Below are 18,931 nucleotides of genomic sequence, written 5' to 3' on the forward strand. Positions count from 1 at the left end.
CTATCGTCGCTTCGAGCTTCACCATATGTGGGGAGCCCGCGCTGGAGGGCGTGCGGGGCTGTTGTTCGGAAGGGGAAGCCATGGCGTTGCGTATCGGGGGCGGGCGGCTCGGCCTGGCCATGGGGCTGGTCCTGTTTTCGGCGGAGGCCGCCCTGGCGCAGGCGCGACTGGACGCTGCCCCGGCCGCGACAGTCTTCGGCCAGGCCCAGGCCTTGTGCGACGCGGACGGCGGTCGGGCATGGGGCGTGTCGCTGTGCGGGCCGATTCTGATCGCCGATCCGGCGACGCGCGACTTCATCGCCAATGCGGACGGCGTCGATGCGCCCCTGGAGCGGGAAGGCGCGCTCTTCACAGGGCGACTGCCGGACGCCGTGCCCATCGCCAATACGGCGGTGCGCTGGAACGGTCGGGTCTGGACCATGCTGATGGCGCCGCTGCCGGAGGATGAGACGGCGCGGTCCATCCTGCTGATGCACGAGGCCTGGCATCGCATCCAGGACCAGATCGGTCTGAAGGCGATCCACGCGGACCAGCCTCAACTGGAGACCGAGGCGGGTCGGCTGTCCCTGCGTCTGGAGTTGCGGGCCCTGTCGGCGGCGCTCGCGGCGGTCGAGCCGGCGGAGCGCCGTCGGGCGGTCGAGGACGCGCTGGCCTTTCGGGCCTGGCGACATGCCCGGTTCCCGGAGGCGCAGGCCGCCGAGGACGCCATGGAGCGGAACGAGGGCGTCGCCGAATACACCGGCCGCCTGTTGTCGCGCGATGATCAGATGACATCCCGCCTCGCCGCCCACCTGGCGAGGGGCGACAGGGTGCGCGCGTACGCTCGATCCTTCGCCTATTACACCGGCCCCGCCTATGGCGTCCTTCTGGATGAGGCTGCGCCGGGCTGGAAGACGGACTGGGATCGCCGCGAGGGACTGGGGCGGATGCTGGGGCGCGCGCTGGAGCTGCAGGTCGCCGCCGATGACGAGGCCTTCGCGGAACGGGGAGCGCGATACGAGGCGGCGCAGATCGAGGCCGAGGAATCGGCAAGGGCGCGCGAACAGGCGGCGCGCGTCACCGCCCTGAGGGCCGGACTGGTGGACGGCCCCGTCCTGGTCGCGCCCGTATCCGGCGCCAGCTTCAGCTTTGATCCCAATCAGGTGACCCCTCTGCCGCCGGAAGGATCGGTCTATGGTGTCATTCGCGCCGCGACGGACTGGGGCGTGCTGGAGGTCGAGAAGGGCGGCGCCCTTCTGTCGAGCGATTGGTCGCGCCTGTCCGTGGCCCTTGCCGAAGCGAGCGCCACGCAGGACGGCATGACGGGGGACGGCTGGACCCTGACGCTGAAGCCGGAGTGGATGGCGACGCCGGGACCGCGCGAGGGAGATTGGACGATCAGGCGGCGGCCTTGATCGCGCACTGCCGCCCTTCGAGGGGGGAAGGATCAGCCGCCGGGGCGGCCGAGGTTCACCAGGCGCCGATCTTCTCGGCTTCCTTGTGGCTGATGGGGTGTTGGGCGGCCTTGTGGTCTTCCTCGGCCAGGAAGCGGGCGGCTTCCAGGGCGGCCATGCAGCCCATGCCCGCCGCGGTCACGGCCTGACGATAGACGTCGTCGGTGACGTCGCCGGCGGCCCAGACGCCCTCGATGGCGGTCGCCGCCGTGCCCGGCCGGACCCGCAGATAGCCGCCGGAGTTGGTCTCCAGCTGGCCCTTGAACAGTTCGGACGAGGGGGCGTGGCCGATGGCGATGAAGACGCCGTCGGCGGGGATTTCGCTGATCTCGCCGGTCTTGACGTTCTTCAGGCGCACGCCGGTGACGTTGCGGGCCACGCCGTCGACCACGCCGACCACTTCTTCGACGGCCACGTCCCAGACGACCTTGATCTTGGGATGGGCGAACAGGCGGTCCTGCAGGATCTTCTCGGCGCGGAACTCGTCGCGGCGGTGAACGACGGTGACGGTCTCGGCGAAGTTGGTCAGGAACAGGGCCTCTTCGACGGCGGTGTTGCCGCCGCCGACGACCACCACTTGCTTGCCGCGATAGAAGAAGCCGTCGCAGGTGGCGCAGGCCGAGACGCCGAAGCCCTGATATTCGGACTCGGAGTCCAGCCCCAGCCATTTGGCCTGGGCGCCGGTGGAGATGATGACGGTTTCGGCCAGGATTTCAGAGCCCGAGTCCAGCGTCAGGCGGAAGGGGCGCTGGGACAGGTCGGCCTTGACCACGATGTCGTGGATGACCTCGGTCCCGACATGCTCGGCCTGGGCCTGCATCTGCTGCATCAGCCAGGGGCCCTGAATGGTCTCGGCGAAGCCGGGATAGTTCTCGACATCCGTGGTGATGGTCAGCTGGCCGCCGGGCTGAAGCCCGGCGATGATCACCGGGTTCAGCGAGGCGCGGGCGGCGTAGATGGCGGCGGTCCAGCCGGCGGGGCCGGAACCGATGATGGCGACACGGACGGTACGAGCTTGGGTCATGGCGCCTATTTAGGCGCTGATTCCCTCAAGCGCGATGCCGATGCGACATTCACAGGCCGGATTCAGGCGTGAGCCGGCTGTTTGGCGTCGGCGGCGCGGGCTGCCCTCAGCTGCTCCAGGGTGTCCGCGACGTCGGACAGGAAGACCTGACGACGCTCCGCCGCCTCGGCGGGGTCCGCGCCATGACGCATCACGCGGCCGTTGAACAGGGCGGCCTCTTCGCGGATGCGGGCGACCAGGGCGGTCAGATGGCCCTTGCCCTTGCGCTGGTCCATGACCTGGGCGTGATTGTCGGCGTCGCGAACACGCCGGGCCAGGGCTTCATCGACATCCTGTCCCATCTCGGCGCGGCCAGCCATCTGGCTGAAGTCATGGGCGTAGAGGCGGATGAAATTTTCCACGATCAATTAGAACGTCCTTTCCGTGACTGAGCTTCGGCCAAGGCGCAGCCGACCGCCGACGTTTCCGCCGTCGGTTCATGGGCCGGGTTTTGCCTTGATCCCGACATATGGGGACGGCGAGGGCCTTTCGCCAGCTTGGCCACTGGGAGGGGCCGCTGGGGAGCGGCCTGGGGCCTCAGCGCTTCGGCATGGCCGCCAGCACGGCGCGGGCGGCGCGCTCGGTTTCGTTCAGCGGTTCATAGGCCCAGGGCGTCAGCGTCCCGTCGAAGGGGCGGGCGGCGCCGCGGGCCTGAAGATCGGCGTGCAGGCGGGCGAACTTGCCCGGCGCCTTCCTGGCGATCATGGGCAGGATATGGACGGGCTTGCCGGTCGAGGCGGCCTCGGCGGCCATGTTGGCGCTGTCCTCGGTGACGAGGATGTGGTCGGCGCCGTCCAGCATGGCGAACAGGGGGTTGTCGCCCGTACCGTCCCAGATCCAGCCGGGCAGGGCCGACAGGCGTTCGGTCATCGCCGCCTTGGCCGCCTGCGGCGTGCGCCGCGAATAGGTCAGCAGCAGGGCGCCGTTCGCGGCGGTCACGGCCTCGGCGATGCGCTGGGCCAGGTCGGCGGCGTGGGCGGGCGGTAGGTCGAAGGCGGCGGACGCTCCGCCCACCATCACCGCCACGCGCGGATGAGGCAGGGGGGCGATGCGCGCGGCGAAGGCGGGCGCCGCCTCGGCCAGCCTTTCGCGCGTGATGCGGTGCGGGCTGCCGGTGATCGACAGGACGTTGGGGCCGCTGAGGGCGTCATGGGCGGGGGCGACGATCAGGTCGTAGCGGTCGTTGCGCCAGCGCGGGTCCTGGGTCTGGACGACGAAGGTCCTGCCGCCGCTCCAGTCGCGCACGCGCGCCGACAGGGGCAGGCTGGCGCGGCCCGTGGCGATCCACAGGTCAGGCCATTCGGCGACGCCGCGCGGATCGAACGCCCCCGGCGCCAGCATGGCGGGGGTCTTCAGGCCCGAGGGCCAGCGGTCGAAGGCGGGGCGCCAGCGGACGGTCTGGACCGTGATCTCGGCCGGGGTCAGGCGGGCGACGGCCTCGGCCAGGCCCAGGGCCTGGTTCTGGATGCCGGTGCGGCCGTCGGACACGACCCAGATGGAAAGAGGGCGCGCGGCCATGCCGCGCGCCCTGCCTTCAGCCTCGATGTCGGCGGAGGTTACTTCCACTCGACCTTGAGGATCTCATAGGCCTTCACGCCGCCGGGCGTGTTGACCTCGACCACGTCGCCGACCTCCTTGGAGATCAGGGCGCGGGCGATCGGCGAGGCGATGGAGATCTTGCCCAGCTTCACGTCGGCCTCGTGTTCGCCGACGATCTGATAGACGCCTTCCTCCTCGGTGTCCTCGTCCACGAAGGTGACGGTGGCGCCGAACTTGACTTGGTCGCCGGACAGTTTGGAGACGTCGATCACCTGGGCGCGGGACAGCTTGTCCTCGATCTCGGCGATCGAGCCTTCGATCCAGCCCTGGCGCTCCTTGGCGGCGTGATATTCGGCGTTTTCAGACAGATCGCCATGCTCGCGGGCTTCCGCGATGGCGGCGATCACGCTGGGTCGTTCCACCGACTTCAATTGCTTGAGTTGATCGTCGAGGGCGCGATACCCCTCGGCCGTCATCGGCACTTTTTCCATTGTGTCGTGAGTTTCTTGCTACGCCCGAAGACAGGTGAGAGACGTTCCGGTACCGCTGCGGCCACGGGGGCGTTGCGTGACCGGCCCAAGAAGGTAGGGCGCCCGACGCCCAAACTCAAGATGGCCGACCGGCGCCATTCGGCGTGGCGGAAGCGCGCAGCCCCGATTCAGCCCCTGTTCACGGCCTTGTGGTCGGAGCGGGCGGGACGGAGGGCCGGCGATCCCGGCTGAAGGCGCGCCGCAGCGCCGTCCAGGCGATGAACCCCAGGGCCGCCACGGCCAGGAGCATGAAGACGCCGGACACGACCGCGACGCCCGCGGCGATGAAGGCGATGACGAGACAGACGGCCGCGAACAGGGCCGCGATGACCTGGAGAACAGACAGACGCATGAAAGTGTTAACGCCGCCGGGCAGGCCGGGTTTCCTCGGTCGGCTTCCGGACCTCAGCGCCGCCGCCCGCTCCAGCGACGGCGCCGGTGAGGCGGCCGGGACGTCGTGCGGGCGCCGCGCGGGACGTCATGGACCGGGGCGCGGCGGTTCTTCCACAACCGCCAGGCCAGGGTCGCCAGGGCGATCTTGCCGGCATGGCGCGCGGCCAGGCTGCGGCCCCGACGCGAAAGCAGCAGGCCGCCCAGCAGGGCGGAAAGGCGAGGCAGAGGCATGGACGGCGTCTCCTACGGATGCGGAACCTGCGGGAGCAACGGCCGGGACGCCGCCGGGTTCAGCGCCCCGGCCTCGCCTTATCGTCTCATTCCGCGCGTTTGGGCATCAGGGCCTCGGCGGCCAGGACCGAGCCTTCCACGCCCAGGGTGACGGCGGGCTCGGGCGTGATGCGGAACAGGCCCGAGTGGTGGCCGGGGGCGTCGTCCACCTGATCGGGCGGCGTGCCGCCGACGCGGAAATAGACGCCCTTCACGCCCAGCTCGGGGGTGACGAACTCGGCGAAGTCCTCGGCCCCCATGCCGGTGCGCGGATTGTCGATCAGCACCCCTTCGCCCAGGGCGGCGGTCAGGGCCTCGCGGACGCGCGCGGCGGTCTCGGCGTCGTTGATGGTGGGCGGGGTGTTCTCCAGCGGCGAGCGCACGACGGTCGGCAGCTTATCCTCGGGCACGCCCAGGGCGCGGGCGGTGTTGGCCGAGATGCGGTCGATGCCGTCCAGCAGCTTGGCGCGGACCTCGGGGCTGTCGGCGCGGACGGTCAACTGCATGTCCACCCGGTCGGAGATGATGTTGTGCTTGATGCCGCCCTTGATGGCGCCGACCGTGACCACGGCGCCCTCCAGCGGGCTGGTCTCGCGGCTGCGCAGGGACTGCAGGCCCACCACGATGTGCGAGGCGACCAGGATGGGATCGACCCCCAGGTGCGGCGAGGCGCCGTGGGTGGCGACGCCGTGCACGGCGATGTCCACGCTGTCCGAGCTGGATGAGGTGATGCCCAGCGGTACGCCGATCCGTCCCGTCGGGGTGTCGGCCGAGACGTGAAAGGCCAGGGCGTAGTCCGGCTTGGGGAAGCGGGAGTAAAGGCCGTCCTGCACCATGGCGCGGGCGCCGAAAATGCGCTCCTCGGCCGGTTGGGCGACCAGGACCAGGGTGCCCGACCAGTTGGCCTTGCGCGCCTGCATCTGACGCGCCGTGCCGACCAGGGCGGTGATGTGCACGTCGTGGCCGCAGGCGTGCATGACGGGCTTTTCGACGCCGTCGGTGTCGACCTGGCGGGCGGTGGAGGCGTTGGCCAGGCCCGAGGTCTCCTCGACCGGCAGGCCGTCCATGTCGGCGCGGATCATGACCGTGGGCCCGGCGCCGTTGCGCAGGACGGCGACCACGCCGGTTCCGCCGACGCCGGTGGTGACGTCATAGCCCAGGGCGCGCAGCTCCTGCGCCATGCGCGCCGAGGTCTCGACTTCGAGGCCCGACAGTTCCGGGTTGCGGTGGAAGTGGTCGAACAGGGCGCCGAGGTTGGCGTCGTAATCAGCCTTGACCGCCGCCTTCAGCCCCGCGTCCTGGGCGATGGCGGGCGCGGCTCCGGCCGCCAGCACGGCGGCCAGGATGGCGGTGAGCGTGGTCTTCTTCATGATGTGTCCCCTCCGGTGTCGGGAGCGACCTTAGCCGCTGGAGGGGAGGGGGCAACCGGGGAAGGGCATTGATTTATCCGCCGTCATCCTCGGGCTTGACCCGAGGATCCAGCGTTGGGGCGCGCCCTTCCTTGCCGGCGTAGTGCAGACGGACGGCTGGATTCTCGGGTCAAGCCCGAGGATGACGGCGACTATATAGGGATGACGGCGACTATAGGGTGATGGCGGCGCCTAGGCGGGCACGAAAAAGCCCCCCGCCGATCGCTCGGCGGGGGCTTTCTGGTTCAGGTCGGGGCCTGATCTCAGTTGTAGGACTGGATCGGGCGGACATCCATCTCGCCGTGGCGGACGGCGGCGATGCCTTGCGCGGCGGCCAGGGAGCCGGACGCCGTGGTGTAGTAGGGGATCTTCATCATCAGCGCCGTGCGGCGGATCGAGAAGCTGTCGGCCAGGGCCTGCTTGCCGTCCGTGGTGTTGAAGACCAGCTGGACCTCGCCGTTCTTCATGGCGTCGACGATGTTCGGACGGCCTTCCAGCACCTTCTTGACCAGACCGACGTCCAGGCCCTGTTCCGTCAGGTAGCTATGGGTGCCGCCGGTGGCGATGACCGAGAAGCCCTGCGCCAGCAGGGTCTTCACCGCCTCGACGATGAAGGGCTTGTCGGCGTCGCGCACCGAGACGAAGGCCGTGCCCTCGGTCGGCAGGATGGTGCCGCCGCCGGTCTGGGACTTGGCGAAGGCGCGGGCGAAGGCGGGGGCCAGATCGGCCTCGCCCTCACGCTTCCAGTCCAGACCCATGACCTCGCCGGTCGAACGCATTTCCGGGCCCAGGATGGTGTCGACCCCGGCGAAGCGGGCGAAGGGGAAGACGGCTTCCTTGACCGCGATGTGGTCCAGATCCTTGTCGACCAGACCGAAGGACGACAGCGGCACCCCGGCCATGACCTTGGCGGCGATGGCGGCGACCGGCTGGCCGATGGTCTTGGCGACGAAGGGCGCCGTGCGGCTGGCGCGCGGGTTCACTTCGAGGACGAAGATGCGCGGGTTCTCACTGTGGGGCTCTTCGATGGCGAACTGCACGTTCATCAGGCCGCGCACCTTCAGGGCCTTGGCCATGGCGGTGGTCTGGCGCTTCAGCTCGGCCACCGTTTCCGGGCGCAGGGAGAAGGGCGGCATGGAGCAGGCGCTGTCGCCCGAGTGGACGCCGGCTTCCTCGATATGCTCCAGCACGCCGGCGACGAAGACGGTTTCGTCGTCGCAGAGCGCATCCACGTCCACCTCGGTGGCGCGGTTCAGATAGTGGTCGATCAGCACGGGGTCGTCGCCCGAGACGCGCATGGCCTCGCCGACGTAGCGGTCCAGACCCTCGCGGTCGTGGACGATCATCATGCCGCGGCCGCCCAGCACATAGGACGGGCGCAGGACGACCGGATAGCCGACCTCCTCGGCCTTGACGGCGGCTTCCTCGGCCGAGCGGGCCAGGGCGTTGGGCGGCTGTTGCAGGCCGATGGCTTGAAGCATCTGCTGGAAGCGTTCGCGGTCCTCGGCCAGGTCGATGCTGTCGACGCTGGTGCCCAGGATCGGCACGCCGTCTTCCTGAAGCGCATGGGCCAGCTTCAGCGGGGTCTGGCCGCCGAACTGGACGACGACGCCCAGCAGCTCGCCCTTGGAGCGTTCGACGTCGATCAGCTCCAGCACGTCTTCGGCCGTCAGCGGCTCGAAATACAGGCGGTCGGAGGTGTCGTAGTCGGTCGAGACGGTCTCGGGGTTACAGTTGACCATGATGCTCTCGACGCCGATGTCGTCGAAGGCGAAGGCCGCGTGGCAGCAGCAGTAGTCGAACTCAATGCCCTGGCCGATGCGGTTCGGACCGCCGCCGAGGATGACGGCCTTCTTGCGATCCGACACCTCGGCCTCGCAGGCCGGAACCTGACCCAGGGCGCCCGTCTCATAGGTCGAATACATATAGGCGGTGGCGGATGCGAACTCGGCGGCGCAGGTGTCGATGCGCTTGAACACCGGGCGCACGTCCAGGGCGCGGCGGGCCTTACGGACCTCGCCCTCGGTCCTGCCGGTCAGGGCGCCCAGACGGGCGTCGGAGAAGCCCTTGGCCTTCAGCTTGCGGAAGTCGGTGGCGTCCGTGGGCAGGCCCTGAACGCGGACGTGGCCTTCGGTGCGGATCAGGTCGGCGATCTGGCGCAGGAACCACGGTTCATAGGCGCAGGCGGCCTGAACCTCTTCCACGGTCAGGCCGTGGCGGAAGGCCTGGGCGATGACGCGGATGCGGTCCGGCGTCGGCAGGCCCAGCGCGCGGATGACGGCGGCCTTGATCGCGGCGTCGTCCTCGGCGCCGGCCACGCCGTCGATCTCGATGTCGTCAAAGCCGTTCAGGCCCGTTTCCAGACCGCGCAGGGCCTTCTGCATCGATTCCTGGAAGGTGCGGCCGATGGCCATGACCTCGCCGACCGACTTCATCGCCGTGGTCAGCGACGGCTCGGAGCCCGGATATTTCTCGAAGGCGAAGCGCGGGATCTTGGTGACGACATAGTCGATGGCCGGCTCGAAGCTGGCCGGCGTGACCATGGTGATGTCGTTCTTCAGTTCGTCCAGCGTGTAGCCGACGGCCAGTTTGGCGGCGATCTTGGCGATCGGGAAGCCGGTGGCCTTGGACGCCAGCGCCGAGGAGCGCGACACGCGCGGGTTCATCTCGATGACGACCAGACGGCCGTCCTTGGGGTTGACCGCGAACTGGACGTTCGAGCCGCCCGTCTCGACCCCGATCTCGCGCAGCACGGCGATCGAGGCCGCGCGCATCATCTGATATTCCTTGTCCGTCAGCGTCATGGCCGGGGCGACGGTGATGCTGTCGCCGGTGTGGACGCCCATCGGGTCGATGTTCTCGATCGAGCAGATGATGATGCAGTTGTCCGCATGATCGCGGACGACCTCCATCTCATATTCCTTCCAGCCCAGCACCGACTCTTCGATCAGCACTTCGGTGGTCGGCGACAGGTCCAGGCCGCGCTCCACGATCTCGTGGAATTCCTCGACGTTGTAGGCGATGCCGCCGCCGGTGCCGGCGAGCGTGAACGACGGGCGGATGATGGCGGGCAGGCCGACGAAGGCCAGGGCCTCATCGGCTTCCTCGATATGGTGGATGGCGCGCGAGCGGGGCGATTCCAGGCCCAGCTTGTCCATCGCGTCGCGGAACTTCTGACGGTCCTCGGCCTTGTCGATGACCTCGGCCTTGGCGCCGATCATCTCGACGCCGTGACGAGCTAGGGCGCCCGAGGCGTTCAATGCGAGGGCGGTGTTCAGGGCCGTCTGGCCGCCCATGGTGGGCAGCAGGGCGTCCGGCTTCTCCTTGGCGATGATCTTCTCGACCATCTCGGGCGTGATCGGCTCGATATAGGTGGCGTCGGCCACCTCCGGGTCGGTCATGATGGTGGCGGGGTTCGAGTTGACCAGGATGACCCGGTAGCCCTCGGCCTTCAGCGCCTTGCAGGCCTGAACGCCCGAATAGTCGAACTCGCACGCCTGGCCGATGACGATCGGACCGGCGCCGATGATCAGGATGGACTTGATGTCTGTGCGCTTGGGCATCGGCGTCTACTCAGTTCGTCACGACCGCGCACTCCCAGCCGTCGTAGTCGAGCTGGAAGGCCGCGGCCCAGGTTTGCATCATGGCCGACACAGGCGAAAACGACGCCTCGTCGACCGGCATGGTGGTCTCCAGGACGGTCATGTCGCCCTGGCCCCGCGTCAGGAAGCCCGCACGGCGGGCCACCTCGCACAGGTCGCCGTGCGCCTCTTCCTCGCCGTAGAAGTAGAACAGCGTATGGCGCGGGGTGATACCGCTGTCGCCTTGCTCTGCGAGCGCGGCGCGCACCATGGCGTCCTTTTCTTCATGACTGGTCAGGGCGGCGGTCTCCACGCGCGCAGACGGACGGGCGCGAGCGCGCTCGCGGCCGATCCGTTTGGGTTGTCGGTTAAGCGGCCCGTTTAGAGAGGGAGGGGCCGGGGGGCAAGGGCCAGAATGGGGCGGACGCGATTTCTTGGGGGCGGGGTCTTATGCGTCCCGGTTCTCGTCGATCGCAGCGATCCAGTCAGGCAGTTCTGCGATGCGGCTGAGGCTGACGTAGCGGGGGTTGCCCTCCGGCGCGTCGGCCAGTTCGTGGGCCCAGGTGATGTGGTAGGGGATGTGCGCCGCCCAGGCGCCGGCCTCGATGGCGGGCAGGACGTCGGACTTCATGGAATTGCCGGCCATCACCGCCTCGGCCGCGCCTGAGCCGTGGCGGGCGAAGACGCGGTCATAGGTCGAGCGGTCCTTCTCCGACACGATCTCGACGGCGGCGAACAGTTCGCCCAGGCCCGAGGCCGCCAGCTTGCGCTCCTGGTCCATCAGGTCGCCCTTGGTGACGAGCACGAGGCGGTAGTTCTCGGCCAGTTCGGCCAGGGTCTCGTCGACGCCGGGCAGGGTCTCGACCGGGTGGACCAGCATCTCGCGGCCGGCGGCCAGAATTTCGCGCACGATGTGGGGCGGGGCCGAGCCGTCGCACAGCTCCATCGCCGTCTCCAGCATCGACAGGGTGAAGCCCTTCACGCCGTAGCCGTAGAGCCGCAGGTTGCGGCGCTCGACCTGGGCCAGTCGGTCCATCATCACCGGCTCTTCGGCGTGGTCGGCCAGCAGTTCGGCGAACCGCTTCTGGCTCAGGCGGAAGATGGTCTCATTGTGCCAGAGGGTGTCGTCGGCATCGAGGCCGACCGTGGTGACGGGCATGGGGGGAGGCTCCAGAACTTCTGGCCGGGGCATTAGCATGGTTCCTATCCCCGCTCATCCCGGCGGACGCCGGGATCCAGTAAGAGCCTCTTCCGTGGCGGCCGAGTGAAAGCAGGATGACGCCCCCAGGGTGCGCCTGAGGCCAAAGGACTGGATCCCGGCGTCCGCCGGGATGAGCGGGGGGAAGGTGGCGGCGTGGGAAGAATCTTCATGGCGACGGCTGCGACATTTCGGTCTATGCGGCGGGCATGAGCCAAGTCGACATTCTGCCTGAACCCTCGCACCGCATCGGCTGGGGCCTGGCCGCCCTGGTGGTGGCGGGGAACATGATCGGATCGGGCGTCTACCTGTTGCCGGCTACCCTGGCGCCGACCGGCAGCAGCAGCGTCATCGGCTGGATCGTCTGCGGGGTCGGGGCGGTGACGCTGGCGCTGGTGTTCGGAGGGTTGGGGCGGATGCAGCCGGAGGCCGACGGCCTGTCGGACTTCGCCCGGCGCGGTCTGGGGCGGTTTCTGGGTTATCAGACGGGGCTGGCCTATTGGGCGGCCTGCCTGACAGGCAACGTCGCCGTGGCGGTGGCGGGGACCGGCTATCTGGCCTTCTTCTTTCCGGCGCTGAAGGAGCCGATGTGGGGGGCGCTCAGCAATCTGGCGCTGATCTGGCTGACGACGGCGGCCTATGCGGCGGGGTCGAAGACGGCGGCGCGGTTCGGGGCGATCACCCTGGTGCTGGGGCTGATCCCGATCGGTCTGGCCATCATCGCCGGCGTCATCGCCTTCAGCGGCGAGACCTTCGTCGCCTCGTGGAGCCCGGCGGGCGAGCCGCTGATGAAGACGGTTCCGGCGTCGCTGGCCGTCATCTTCTGGGCCTTCCTGGGGGTTGAGAGCGCGGCGGCCCTGTCCAGTCAGGTGAAGAACCCGGCGACCGACGTGGGCCGCGCCTCGCTGGGCGGGGTTCTGCTGGCCTTCGTCGTCTATGTGGCGGCCAGCGTGGCGGTGTTCGGCGTCATTCCGGCCGACGTCCTGGCCCATTCGACCAGTCCCTACGCCGATCTGGTGGCGCGGGTGATGGGGGCCTCGGTGGCCGGTCTGGTGGCGGCCTGCGCCGTCATCAAGGCGACCGGCACCATCGCGGGCTGGACCATGATGGGCGGCGAGACGGCGCGCGCCTCGGCCGAGGCCGGGTGGCTGCCGCGCTGGTTCGGCGGAGCGCAGAAGGGCAAGACGCCCCTGTCCAACCCCCTGATCAACGGCGTCATCATGAGCGCCATGGTGATCGCCAGCGCCCAGCCGACCCTGGGCCAGCAGTTCGGCGTGCTGATCGGCGTGACCTCGGTGTTGACCCTGTGCCTGTACGCCCTGTGCTCGGTGACGCTGTGGAAGCTGACGACCAGGCCGGGCTGGCGCCTGCTGGCCGTCGGCGGGGCGGTGTTCTCGGCCTTTGCGGTCGCGGCGGCGGCGGGCGGCTACATCTGGCCCAGCGTCGGCTTCTTCGCCGTGACCAGCCTGGCCTGGCTGTGGGTTCGCAAGCGACAGGGACGCGCGCAGGGGGCATAGTCGAAGGCCTGTGTTGACACGCCCCCTTCATCTCTTTAGCGACGCCGCCGTTTGTCCGCCCGTATTCACTGCTAGGAGCCCTGCGCCATGACGACTCACATCCTGTCCGGCGCCACCGGCGTCCTCGTGCTCGCAGATGGAACGGTCCTGTCGGGGATCGGCGTCGGGGCGACCGGCTCGGCCGTCGGCGAGGTGGTCTTCAACACCGCCATGACTGGCTATCAGGAAATCCTGACCGACCCTTCGTACATGAGCCAGATCCTGGCCTTCACCTTCCCGCACATCGGCAACGTCGGCGTGAACCTGGAAGACGTCGAACAGATCGGCGAGGCGCCGGAGCGCGCGGCGCGCGGCGTCATCCTGCGCGACGTGCCGACCGATCCGGCCAACTGGCGCGCCACGGGCGGGCTGGACGCATGGATGAAGTCGCGCGGCGTCATCGGCCTGGCGGGCGTCGACACCCGCGCCCTGACCCAGCTGATCCGCGAAAAGGGCGCCCCGCACGCCGTCATCGCCCATGATCCCGAAGGCAAGTTCGACCTGGAGGCCCTGACGGCGCAGGCGCGCGACTGGAAGGGGCTGGTCGGTCTGGATCTGGCCAAGGACGCTTCGACCACCCAGGCCTTCGAATGGACCGAGGGCGCCTGGGAATGGCCGACGGGCTACGCCCAGCCCGAGGCCGGCGACAAGTCGGTGGTGGTCGTCGACTACGGCGTGAAGCGCAACATCCTGCGCGCCCTGGCCTCGACCGGGGTGAAGATCACCGTGGTCCCCGCCTCGACCACGGCGGAAGAGATTTTGGCCCGCAATCCCGACGGCGTGGTTCTGTCGAACGGTCCGGGCGATCCGGCCGCGACCGGCGAATACGCCGTGCCCGAGATCAGGAAGCTGCTGGACAGCGGCAAGCCGCTGATGGGCATCTGCCTGGGCCACCAGATGCTGGCCATCGCCCTGGGCGCCAAGACGCTGAAGATGGAGCAGGGCCACCACGGCGCCAACCATCCGGTCAAGGACCTGACCACGGGCAAGGTCGAGATCGTGTCGATGAACCACGAGTTCTCGGTCGACGGCGCCAGCCTGCCCGAGGCGGTGGTTGAAACGCATGTGTCGCTTTTCGATGGTACGAATTGCGGCATTGCGCTGAAGGACCGTCCGGTGTTCAGCGTACAGCATCACCCGGAGGCCTCGTCGGGCCCGACCGACAGCCTCTATCTGTTCAAGCGTTTCGTGGATTCCATGAGGGCGTAAATGGCTTCACCGGCGGCGAAGTCGGCCTACCTGGGCTGGGTCGCCGCCGCGATCGCGGGCGAGAGGGGGGCCTCTCCGACCTTTGCGGCAGGCGAGCATGATCTGATCCTGGGCTACGCCACCGGCTATGAAGCCGCCGATGTGGCGGTCTTCGTGCGCTCCCTGCGCGCCGTCTACGCCGGGCCCGTCGTGCTGGTGACGGATCAGGAGCCGGAATTGCTGGCCTTCCTGGCGGCGCATGGGGTGGAGTCGGCGCCGCCGCGGTCTCTGTGCAACGGGGTCTGGCGGCCGCATCCGGTGATGCAGCGGTTCGCCGCCTTCGACGCCCTGATGAGCGAGCGGCCCTGGGCGCGCAGCGTCCTGCTGACGGATGTACGCGACGTGGTCTTCCAGGCGCCGCCGTTCGACCCGCCGCCTCAGAAGCCCGAGTTCTTCGTCGAGTATGACGGCGGGCTGAAGGGCCACGCCTTCAACATGAAGTATCTGCGCGGCGTCGGCGGCGAGGACGTGGCGCGCGCCCTGGCGGACAAGCCGTGCGTCTGCGTCGGCACCGTCATGGGGCCGCGCGCGTGCATGATCCGCTTCTGCCGCACCTTGCTGATGCTGGCGGCCATTCCACGCTCAGAGATCGGAGGGGCCTTCGGGGCGGACCAGGCGGCCTGCAACATCGCCCTGCATCTGGGCCTGGTCGAGGGCGAGGCGGCGGCCAACTACGGCCGGATCGCCACCGTCGGTCTGACGTCGGGCGAGGCCCTGTCGTTGGCGGACGGGCGGATCGTGAACCCGGACGGCGGGATCAGTCCGATCGTGCACCAGTACGACCGCCACCCGGCCCTGATGGCCGCCATGCACGAACGCTGGGGCCAGGGGTTCGAGGCGCGCGAACGACGGCGAGGCAAGAGCCTGTCCGAGCGCGGGCGCAAGCTGAAGGAATCCCTGGCGCGGCGCCTGCCCGAATTGCGCTGAGCCTTCGCTGCGCTGAACTCCTCAGGGCAGGGGCGCGGCCTGGGCGCGACGGAGTTGGGCCGCCTTGCCGACGGCGACGGCGGCCGCGTGCAGCCAGTAGTCGGCGTCTTCGCGGCGGTTCTCCTGACGCCGCCGCCAGCCGCGTCGCCGCCTCAGAGCGGCGTTGGCCAGCAGGCGGGCGTGAAGCGCGCGCGGCTTGAGCAGGGGGACAGCAGGAGAGCCGGGGACGGCGACGGCGTCGGGGCCTTGGGGCTCCACCGCCGGGCGGGCGATGGCGATGAACATGAGAAAACCCATCTGCGGACGGCGTCGGTCACGGTCTGCGGCGGCGCTGTCGGGAACGGCCTCTGTTTCTCAGAGACGCGAGAAGAATCCACAGGCGCTGTGGACAGTTCCGTTGTTATACGAAAAATATTGTTCGTAATCAGATGGTTGTGGCCGCAATGCGGTCAATATGGTTAATGAATTCCTAATCGACCGGCGGGGCGATGACCACCGTGGGCGGCGTCTGCGCTCCGTGTCGGCGGCGGCTCTGGCGCGGCTCGGACGGATCGACGCGCCGCTCGAAGGCGCGGCCGGCCAGGGCTTCGGCCTCGCCGGTCTGGAAGAGGGCGGTCATATGGGCCTGGGTGAAGTCCAGGGTGTTGGCCTCGGCGTGGTCGGGGATGGCGGCGACCGAAAGCGTCAGATCATAGCGCCGGGCGAACTGGGTGATGGCGGTCAGGTCCGAGCGTTGCAGGGCCTTCATCATGGTGTCGAAGCTGCGGGCGGCGATGCTGATGGCCGAGATGCGCGAGACCTCGAAGCGCGGGTCCCACTTGCCGTTGACCACGATCCAGATGCGGGCGTCGCCCAGGGGGCGGGCGTTCGGGGCCTCCAGCAGCAGGGCCTGGGGCACGACCAGGAAGCTGGACACCGTGCCGCCGTCGACATGCAGTTCCTGGATGCGGCGGCCCTCGTATTCGACGTCCAGAAGGACGGGCGGGAAGGCGCCGGGGATGCTGGCCGAGGCGATCAGCACATTGACGAACAGCAGGCGCGAGGCCGCGTCGTCGCGCTGGGCGATGGCGCCCATGTCCCAGACGACCTGGGTCTGGGTGTCCAGACTGGTGGTCGAGACGTAGAGGCGGCGGCCCTTGCGGTGCTCCTCGGCGATGGCCGCCAGCAGCTCGGGCGAGATGTTGTTCAGCACCAGATTGGTCAGGGGCTCGGGCTTGAACACGCCCGGCAGCGTCAGGGCCAGCAGGCCGCGCGACTTCAGCAGGTCGTCGGTCTGGCCGCTGGTGTAGGCATGCTCCAGCGCCGGGTCGAACCGCGGGCCGGCGAAGACGAAGGGGGCGATCAGGGCGCCGGTGGAGACGCCGGTCACCACCTCGAACTGGGGCCGGTCGCCGGCCTGGCTCCAGCCGACCATGACGCCCGCGCCATAGGCGCCGTTGGCCCCGCCGCCGGACAGGGCCAGGATGTCGAACGTGCCGTCCGCCGCAGCGTTCTGGGCGTTGACCGTCTCGCGCACGAAGCGGTCGCGGGCCTCGGGGGTCAGGAAGTCATAACGCCAGGGCGGGCTGGCGGCCGCCAGGTCGGCGGCGTCGAAGACGGGGCGCGGAATCGTCTGGCAGGCGCCGAGCGCCAGCAGGGTGGCGGGCAGCAGCATCAGGACGAGAAGACGAAGGCGGCGCATGGTCGCTGGGCTCCGGCGAGGCTGAGGGTGTTAAAGCCCACTCGGGCGACGGAAGGAAGTCGGCGTTGTCCCCGGACTTATCCCCAGCGGCGTATTTGGACGGGCGCCGTCCCGGCCGGGGGAGGGCCGGGGCTGGCTTTCGCCCGCCATCGGACGGCATAGGTCAGGCGTGCGATTTGACGAACGGTTCATCGAGGAGCTGAAGGCCCGCCTTCGGCCGTCCGACATCATCGGGCGGACGGTGAAGCTCAAGCGTCAGGGCCGCGAGTTCGTCGGCCTGAGCCCCTTCTCGAAGGAGAAGTCGCCCAGCTTCTTCGTCAACGACGACAAGGGCTTCTTTCACGACTTCAGCTCGGGCAAGCACGGCGACGTCATCACCTTCCTGCAGGAGACGGAGCGGCTCAGCTTCGTCGAGGCGGTCAGCCGCCTGGCCGGCGAGGCGGGGATGCAGCTTCCCGCCGAGGACCCCCAGGCCGCCGAACGCGAGCAGAAGCGTCAGGGGCTGGCCGACTGGATGGACCTGGCCCAGAAGTGGTTCGCCGCCAATCTGCGCCGCAATGTCGGCAAGGCGGCGCGCGACTATCTGGAGAAGCGCGGCCTGCCGGAGGACCAGTGGGAGCGCTTCGGCCTCGGCTATGCGCCCAACGACCGCGAGGGGCTGAAGCAGGCGCTGGTCCAGCGCGGGGCGCGGCCGGGCGATCTGGTCGAGGCCGGGCTGCTGATCGCGCCCGAGAGCGGGGGACAGCCCTACGACCGCTTCCGCGACCGGCTGATGTTCCCGATCCTGGACGCGCGCGGGCGCATCGTCAGTTTCGGCGGGCGGGCGATGAACCCGGACGACCGGGCCAAGTATCTGAACGGGCCGGAGACCTCGCTGTTTCACAAGGGGGCGACCCTCTACGGCCTGCCCGAGGCGCGCCGCATCCTGGGGGCCGAGAGCCGGGGCGAGCAGGGAATCATCGTCGTCGAAGGCTATATGGACGTCATCGCCTGCCACCGGGCGGGGCTGCCTGCGGTCGCGCCGATGGGCACGGCCCTGACCGAGGAGCAGATGGCGGTGCTGTGGCGCGTCTCGGCCGAGCCTGTGCTGAGCTTCGACGGGGACGCGGCGGGCCTGCGCGCCGCCTATCGTTCGATCGAGCGGGCGCTGCCGCTGCTGAAGCCGGGCAAGTCGTTCCGCTTCGCCCTGCTGGAGGGGGGGCAGGACCCCGACGACATCCTGCGGGACAAGGGGGCGCCCGCCCTGCGTCAGGTCATGGCGGCGACGCGGCCCTTCGCCGAGGTGCTGTTCCGCCGCGAAGTCGAGGCCGAGCCGCTGGACACGCCCGAGCGCAAGGCGGGGCTGAAGGGGCGGCTGCGCCAGGCGGCCAATGCGGTCCAGGACAAGGATTTGGCCGAACAGTACCGCCGCGACCTGTTCGATCGGTTCGACGCCCTGTTCCCGCGCCAGCCGCAGAGGCCGCAACAGCCGGGCGGTCGGCCGGGGCCGGGCGGGCGCTGGCGCGGGCCGCCGCCGCTGCAGGGACAGACGGTCGAGGGCGCCCAGGCCATGCAGGCCCTGTTCCGATCGGTCGAGCCGATCGCCGCCGCCCTGGCGCACGGGGCGCTGGACGACCCGGAGCGGCTGGACGACCACATGGAGGCGGTGGCGCGCTACGGTTTCGGCGATCCGGCCCTGGACGGGTTGGCGCAGGAGATGGTGCGGCTGCGTTTCTCGGGCCGAACCCTTGACTCCGCCGCCCTGCGCCGCCATCTGGCCCAATCGGGTCATGACGCCATGTTGCGCGAGGTCGAGAAGGCGGCGGCGAAGTCCGGCGCGCCATTCCTGGCTACAGACAAGCCCCTCGGCGAGGCGAGGACCCGGTGGTCGCAGGCGTTCGACGCTCTGACCCGCGCAGCGGCGTTGGACGAGGCGCTCGCGTCGGCGAAGTCGGAGGCCCACAAGGCTTTCGATAACTCGGCTTTCGCTCTGGTGAAGGCCGAGCGCGATGCTTTGCGGCGGGCCATCAAGACCGGAACGATTTGGGAAGACTCGACTTCTTCGTAACCAACGAAGTCGTCGGGCGTTGTATTTTCGCCGCAGGGGCCTGATCACCCCCCGCC

The 18,931-nt window shown here is 69.3% G+C and carries 17 protein-coding genes; 5 read left to right on the top strand and 12 right to left on the bottom strand.

Going from position 1 to position 18,931, the window contains the following annotated elements; genetic code table 11:
- Positions 1–80 precede the first annotated feature (80 nt).
- On the top strand, positions 81–1,394 hold the full coding sequence (locus tag ACWGL1_RS11405) for a hypothetical protein (RefSeq protein WP_338577959.1): 1,314 nt from the start codon (positions 81–83) through the stop codon (positions 1,392–1,394).
- Positions 1,395–1,449: 55 nt separating this feature from the next.
- Here the strand turns inward: ACWGL1_RS11405 and trxB are convergent, their stop codons facing one another.
- The 10 genes from trxB to ACWGL1_RS11455 form a co-directional block, all read right to left on the bottom strand.
- Positions 1,450–2,457 carry a thioredoxin-disulfide reductase gene (trxB, locus tag ACWGL1_RS11410; RefSeq protein WP_291779307.1) on the bottom strand — a complete coding sequence of 336 codons (1,008 nt, stop codon included), beginning with the start codon at positions 2,455–2,457 and terminating at the stop codon, positions 1,450–1,452.
- Between the two features lie 62 nt (positions 2,458–2,519).
- Positions 2,520–2,864 (bottom strand): hypothetical protein, encoded by a 345-nt coding sequence (locus ACWGL1_RS11415; protein ID WP_291779309.1) that lies wholly within the window; start codon positions 2,862–2,864, stop codon positions 2,520–2,522.
- Positions 2,865–3,033: 169 nt separating this feature from the next.
- Positions 3,034–4,014, bottom strand: a complete 981-nt coding sequence (locus ACWGL1_RS11420) for a mitochondrial fission ELM1 family protein (protein WP_452112061.1) — start codon at positions 4,012–4,014, stop codon at positions 3,034–3,036.
- 38 nt (positions 4,015–4,052) lie between these two features.
- Positions 4,053–4,526: a transcription elongation factor GreA gene (gene greA, locus ACWGL1_RS11425; protein ID WP_003170051.1), complete on the bottom strand. Its 474-nt coding sequence runs from the start codon at positions 4,524–4,526 to the stop codon at positions 4,053–4,055.
- A gap of 178 nt (positions 4,527–4,704) precedes the next feature.
- Positions 4,705–4,917 (bottom strand): hypothetical protein, encoded by a 213-nt coding sequence (locus tag ACWGL1_RS11430; protein ID WP_291779317.1) that lies wholly within the window; start codon positions 4,915–4,917, stop codon positions 4,705–4,707.
- Positions 4,918–4,970: 53 nt separating this feature from the next.
- Positions 4,971–5,189: a cysteine protease gene (locus ACWGL1_RS11435; protein WP_452112062.1), complete on the bottom strand. Its 219-nt coding sequence runs from the start codon at positions 5,187–5,189 to the stop codon at positions 4,971–4,973.
- An 86-nt stretch (positions 5,190–5,275) separates the two neighbouring features.
- Positions 5,276–6,598, bottom strand: a complete 1,323-nt coding sequence (locus tag ACWGL1_RS11440; protein WP_291779323.1) for an amidohydrolase — start codon at positions 6,596–6,598, stop codon at positions 5,276–5,278.
- A 302-nt stretch (positions 6,599–6,900) separates the two neighbouring features.
- Positions 6,901–10,200, bottom strand: a complete 3,300-nt coding sequence (carB, locus tag ACWGL1_RS11445; RefSeq protein ID WP_452112063.1) for a carbamoyl-phosphate synthase large subunit — start codon at positions 10,198–10,200, stop codon at positions 6,901–6,903.
- A 10-nt stretch (positions 10,201–10,210) separates the two neighbouring features.
- A complete protein-coding gene (locus ACWGL1_RS11450) occupies positions 10,211–10,531 on the bottom strand; it encodes a ribonuclease E inhibitor RraB (protein WP_003166071.1) in 321 nt (106 codons plus the stop codon).
- Positions 10,532–10,666: 135 nt separating this feature from the next.
- Positions 10,667–11,377, bottom strand: coding sequence for an HAD family hydrolase (locus tag ACWGL1_RS11455; protein ID WP_346484873.1), 711 nt, complete (start codon positions 11,375–11,377; stop codon positions 10,667–10,669).
- A 248-nt stretch (positions 11,378–11,625) separates the two neighbouring features.
- Here ACWGL1_RS11455 and ACWGL1_RS11460 point away from each other — a divergent pair, with 248 nt between their 5' ends.
- The 3 genes from ACWGL1_RS11460 (at position 11,626) to ACWGL1_RS11470 (ending at position 15,147) form a co-directional block, all read left to right on the top strand.
- Positions 11,626–12,933 carry an amino acid permease gene (locus ACWGL1_RS11460; protein WP_452112064.1) on the top strand — a complete coding sequence of 436 codons (1,308 nt, stop codon included), beginning with the start codon at positions 11,626–11,628 and terminating at the stop codon, positions 12,931–12,933.
- A gap of 87 nt (positions 12,934–13,020) precedes the next feature.
- On the top strand, positions 13,021–14,181 hold the full coding sequence (gene carA, locus ACWGL1_RS11465; protein ID WP_452112065.1) for a glutamine-hydrolyzing carbamoyl-phosphate synthase small subunit: 1,161 nt from the start codon (positions 13,021–13,023) through the stop codon (positions 14,179–14,181).
- The gene (locus ACWGL1_RS11470) at positions 14,182–15,147 is read left to right on the top strand and encodes a hypothetical protein (RefSeq protein WP_452112066.1); all 966 of its coding nucleotides are present in this window, start codon (positions 14,182–14,184) and stop codon (positions 15,145–15,147) included.
- 21 nt (positions 15,148–15,168) lie between these two features.
- On the opposite strand, the gene ACWGL1_RS11475 is transcribed toward ACWGL1_RS11470, so the two are convergent.
- Positions 15,169–15,432 carry a hypothetical protein gene (locus ACWGL1_RS11475; RefSeq protein ID WP_291779344.1) on the bottom strand — a complete coding sequence of 88 codons (264 nt, stop codon included), beginning with the start codon at positions 15,430–15,432 and terminating at the stop codon, positions 15,169–15,171.
- A gap of 184 nt (positions 15,433–15,616) precedes the next feature.
- Positions 15,617–16,828 (bottom strand): patatin-like phospholipase family protein, encoded by a 1,212-nt coding sequence (locus ACWGL1_RS11480; RefSeq protein ID WP_452112067.1) that lies wholly within the window; start codon positions 16,826–16,828, stop codon positions 15,617–15,619.
- A 169-nt stretch (positions 16,829–16,997) separates the two neighbouring features.
- Between ACWGL1_RS11480 and dnaG the strand changes: the two genes are divergently transcribed.
- A complete protein-coding gene (gene dnaG / locus ACWGL1_RS11485) occupies positions 16,998–18,875 on the top strand; it encodes a DNA primase (protein WP_452112068.1) in 1,878 nt (625 codons plus the stop codon).
- Positions 18,876–18,931: the final 56 nt, after the last annotated feature.

The organism is Brevundimonas sp. NPDC055812, from assembly GCF_053616535.1.

Excerpts from the sequence above, each read along its gene's own strand:
- greA (WP_003170051.1), bottom strand. The coding sequence starts at position 4,526 with ATGGAAAAAGTGCCGATGACGGCCGAGGGGTATCGCGCCCTCGACGAT.
- ACWGL1_RS11405 (WP_338577959.1), top strand. The coding sequence starts at position 81 with ATGGCGTTGCGTATCGGGGGCGGGCGGCTCGGCCTGGCCATGGGGCTG.
- ACWGL1_RS11455 (WP_346484873.1), bottom strand. The coding sequence starts at position 11,377 with ATGCCCGTCACCACGGTCGGCCTCGATGCCGACGACACCCTCTGGCAC.
- ACWGL1_RS11470 (WP_452112066.1), top strand. The coding sequence starts at position 14,182 with ATGGCTTCACCGGCGGCGAAGTCGGCCTACCTGGGCTGGGTCGCCGCC.
- ACWGL1_RS11460 (WP_452112064.1), top strand. The coding sequence starts at position 11,626 with ATGAGCCAAGTCGACATTCTGCCTGAACCCTCGCACCGCATCGGCTGG.
- ACWGL1_RS11475 (WP_291779344.1), bottom strand. The coding sequence starts at position 15,432 with ATGTTCATCGCCATCGCCCGCCCGGCGGTGGAGCCCCAAGGCCCCGAC.
- ACWGL1_RS11480 (WP_452112067.1), bottom strand. The coding sequence starts at position 16,828 with ATGCGCCGCCTTCGTCTTCTCGTCCTGATGCTGCTGCCCGCCACCCTG.
- ACWGL1_RS11430 (WP_291779317.1), bottom strand. The coding sequence starts at position 4,917 with ATGCGTCTGTCTGTTCTCCAGGTCATCGCGGCCCTGTTCGCGGCCGTC.
- carB (WP_452112063.1), bottom strand. The coding sequence starts at position 10,200 with ATGCCCAAGCGCACAGACATCAAGTCCATCCTGATCATCGGCGCCGGT.
- ACWGL1_RS11440 (WP_291779323.1), bottom strand. The coding sequence starts at position 6,598 with ATGAAGAAGACCACGCTCACCGCCATCCTGGCCGCCGTGCTGGCGGCC.
- carA (WP_452112065.1), top strand. The coding sequence starts at position 13,021 with ATGACGACTCACATCCTGTCCGGCGCCACCGGCGTCCTCGTGCTCGCA.
- ACWGL1_RS11435 (WP_452112062.1), bottom strand. The coding sequence starts at position 5,189 with ATGCCTCTGCCTCGCCTTTCCGCCCTGCTGGGCGGCCTGCTGCTTTCG.
- trxB (WP_291779307.1), bottom strand. The coding sequence starts at position 2,457 with ATGACCCAAGCTCGTACCGTCCGTGTCGCCATCATCGGTTCCGGCCCC.
- ACWGL1_RS11420 (WP_452112061.1), bottom strand. The coding sequence starts at position 4,014 with ATGGCCGCGCGCCCTCTTTCCATCTGGGTCGTGTCCGACGGCCGCACC.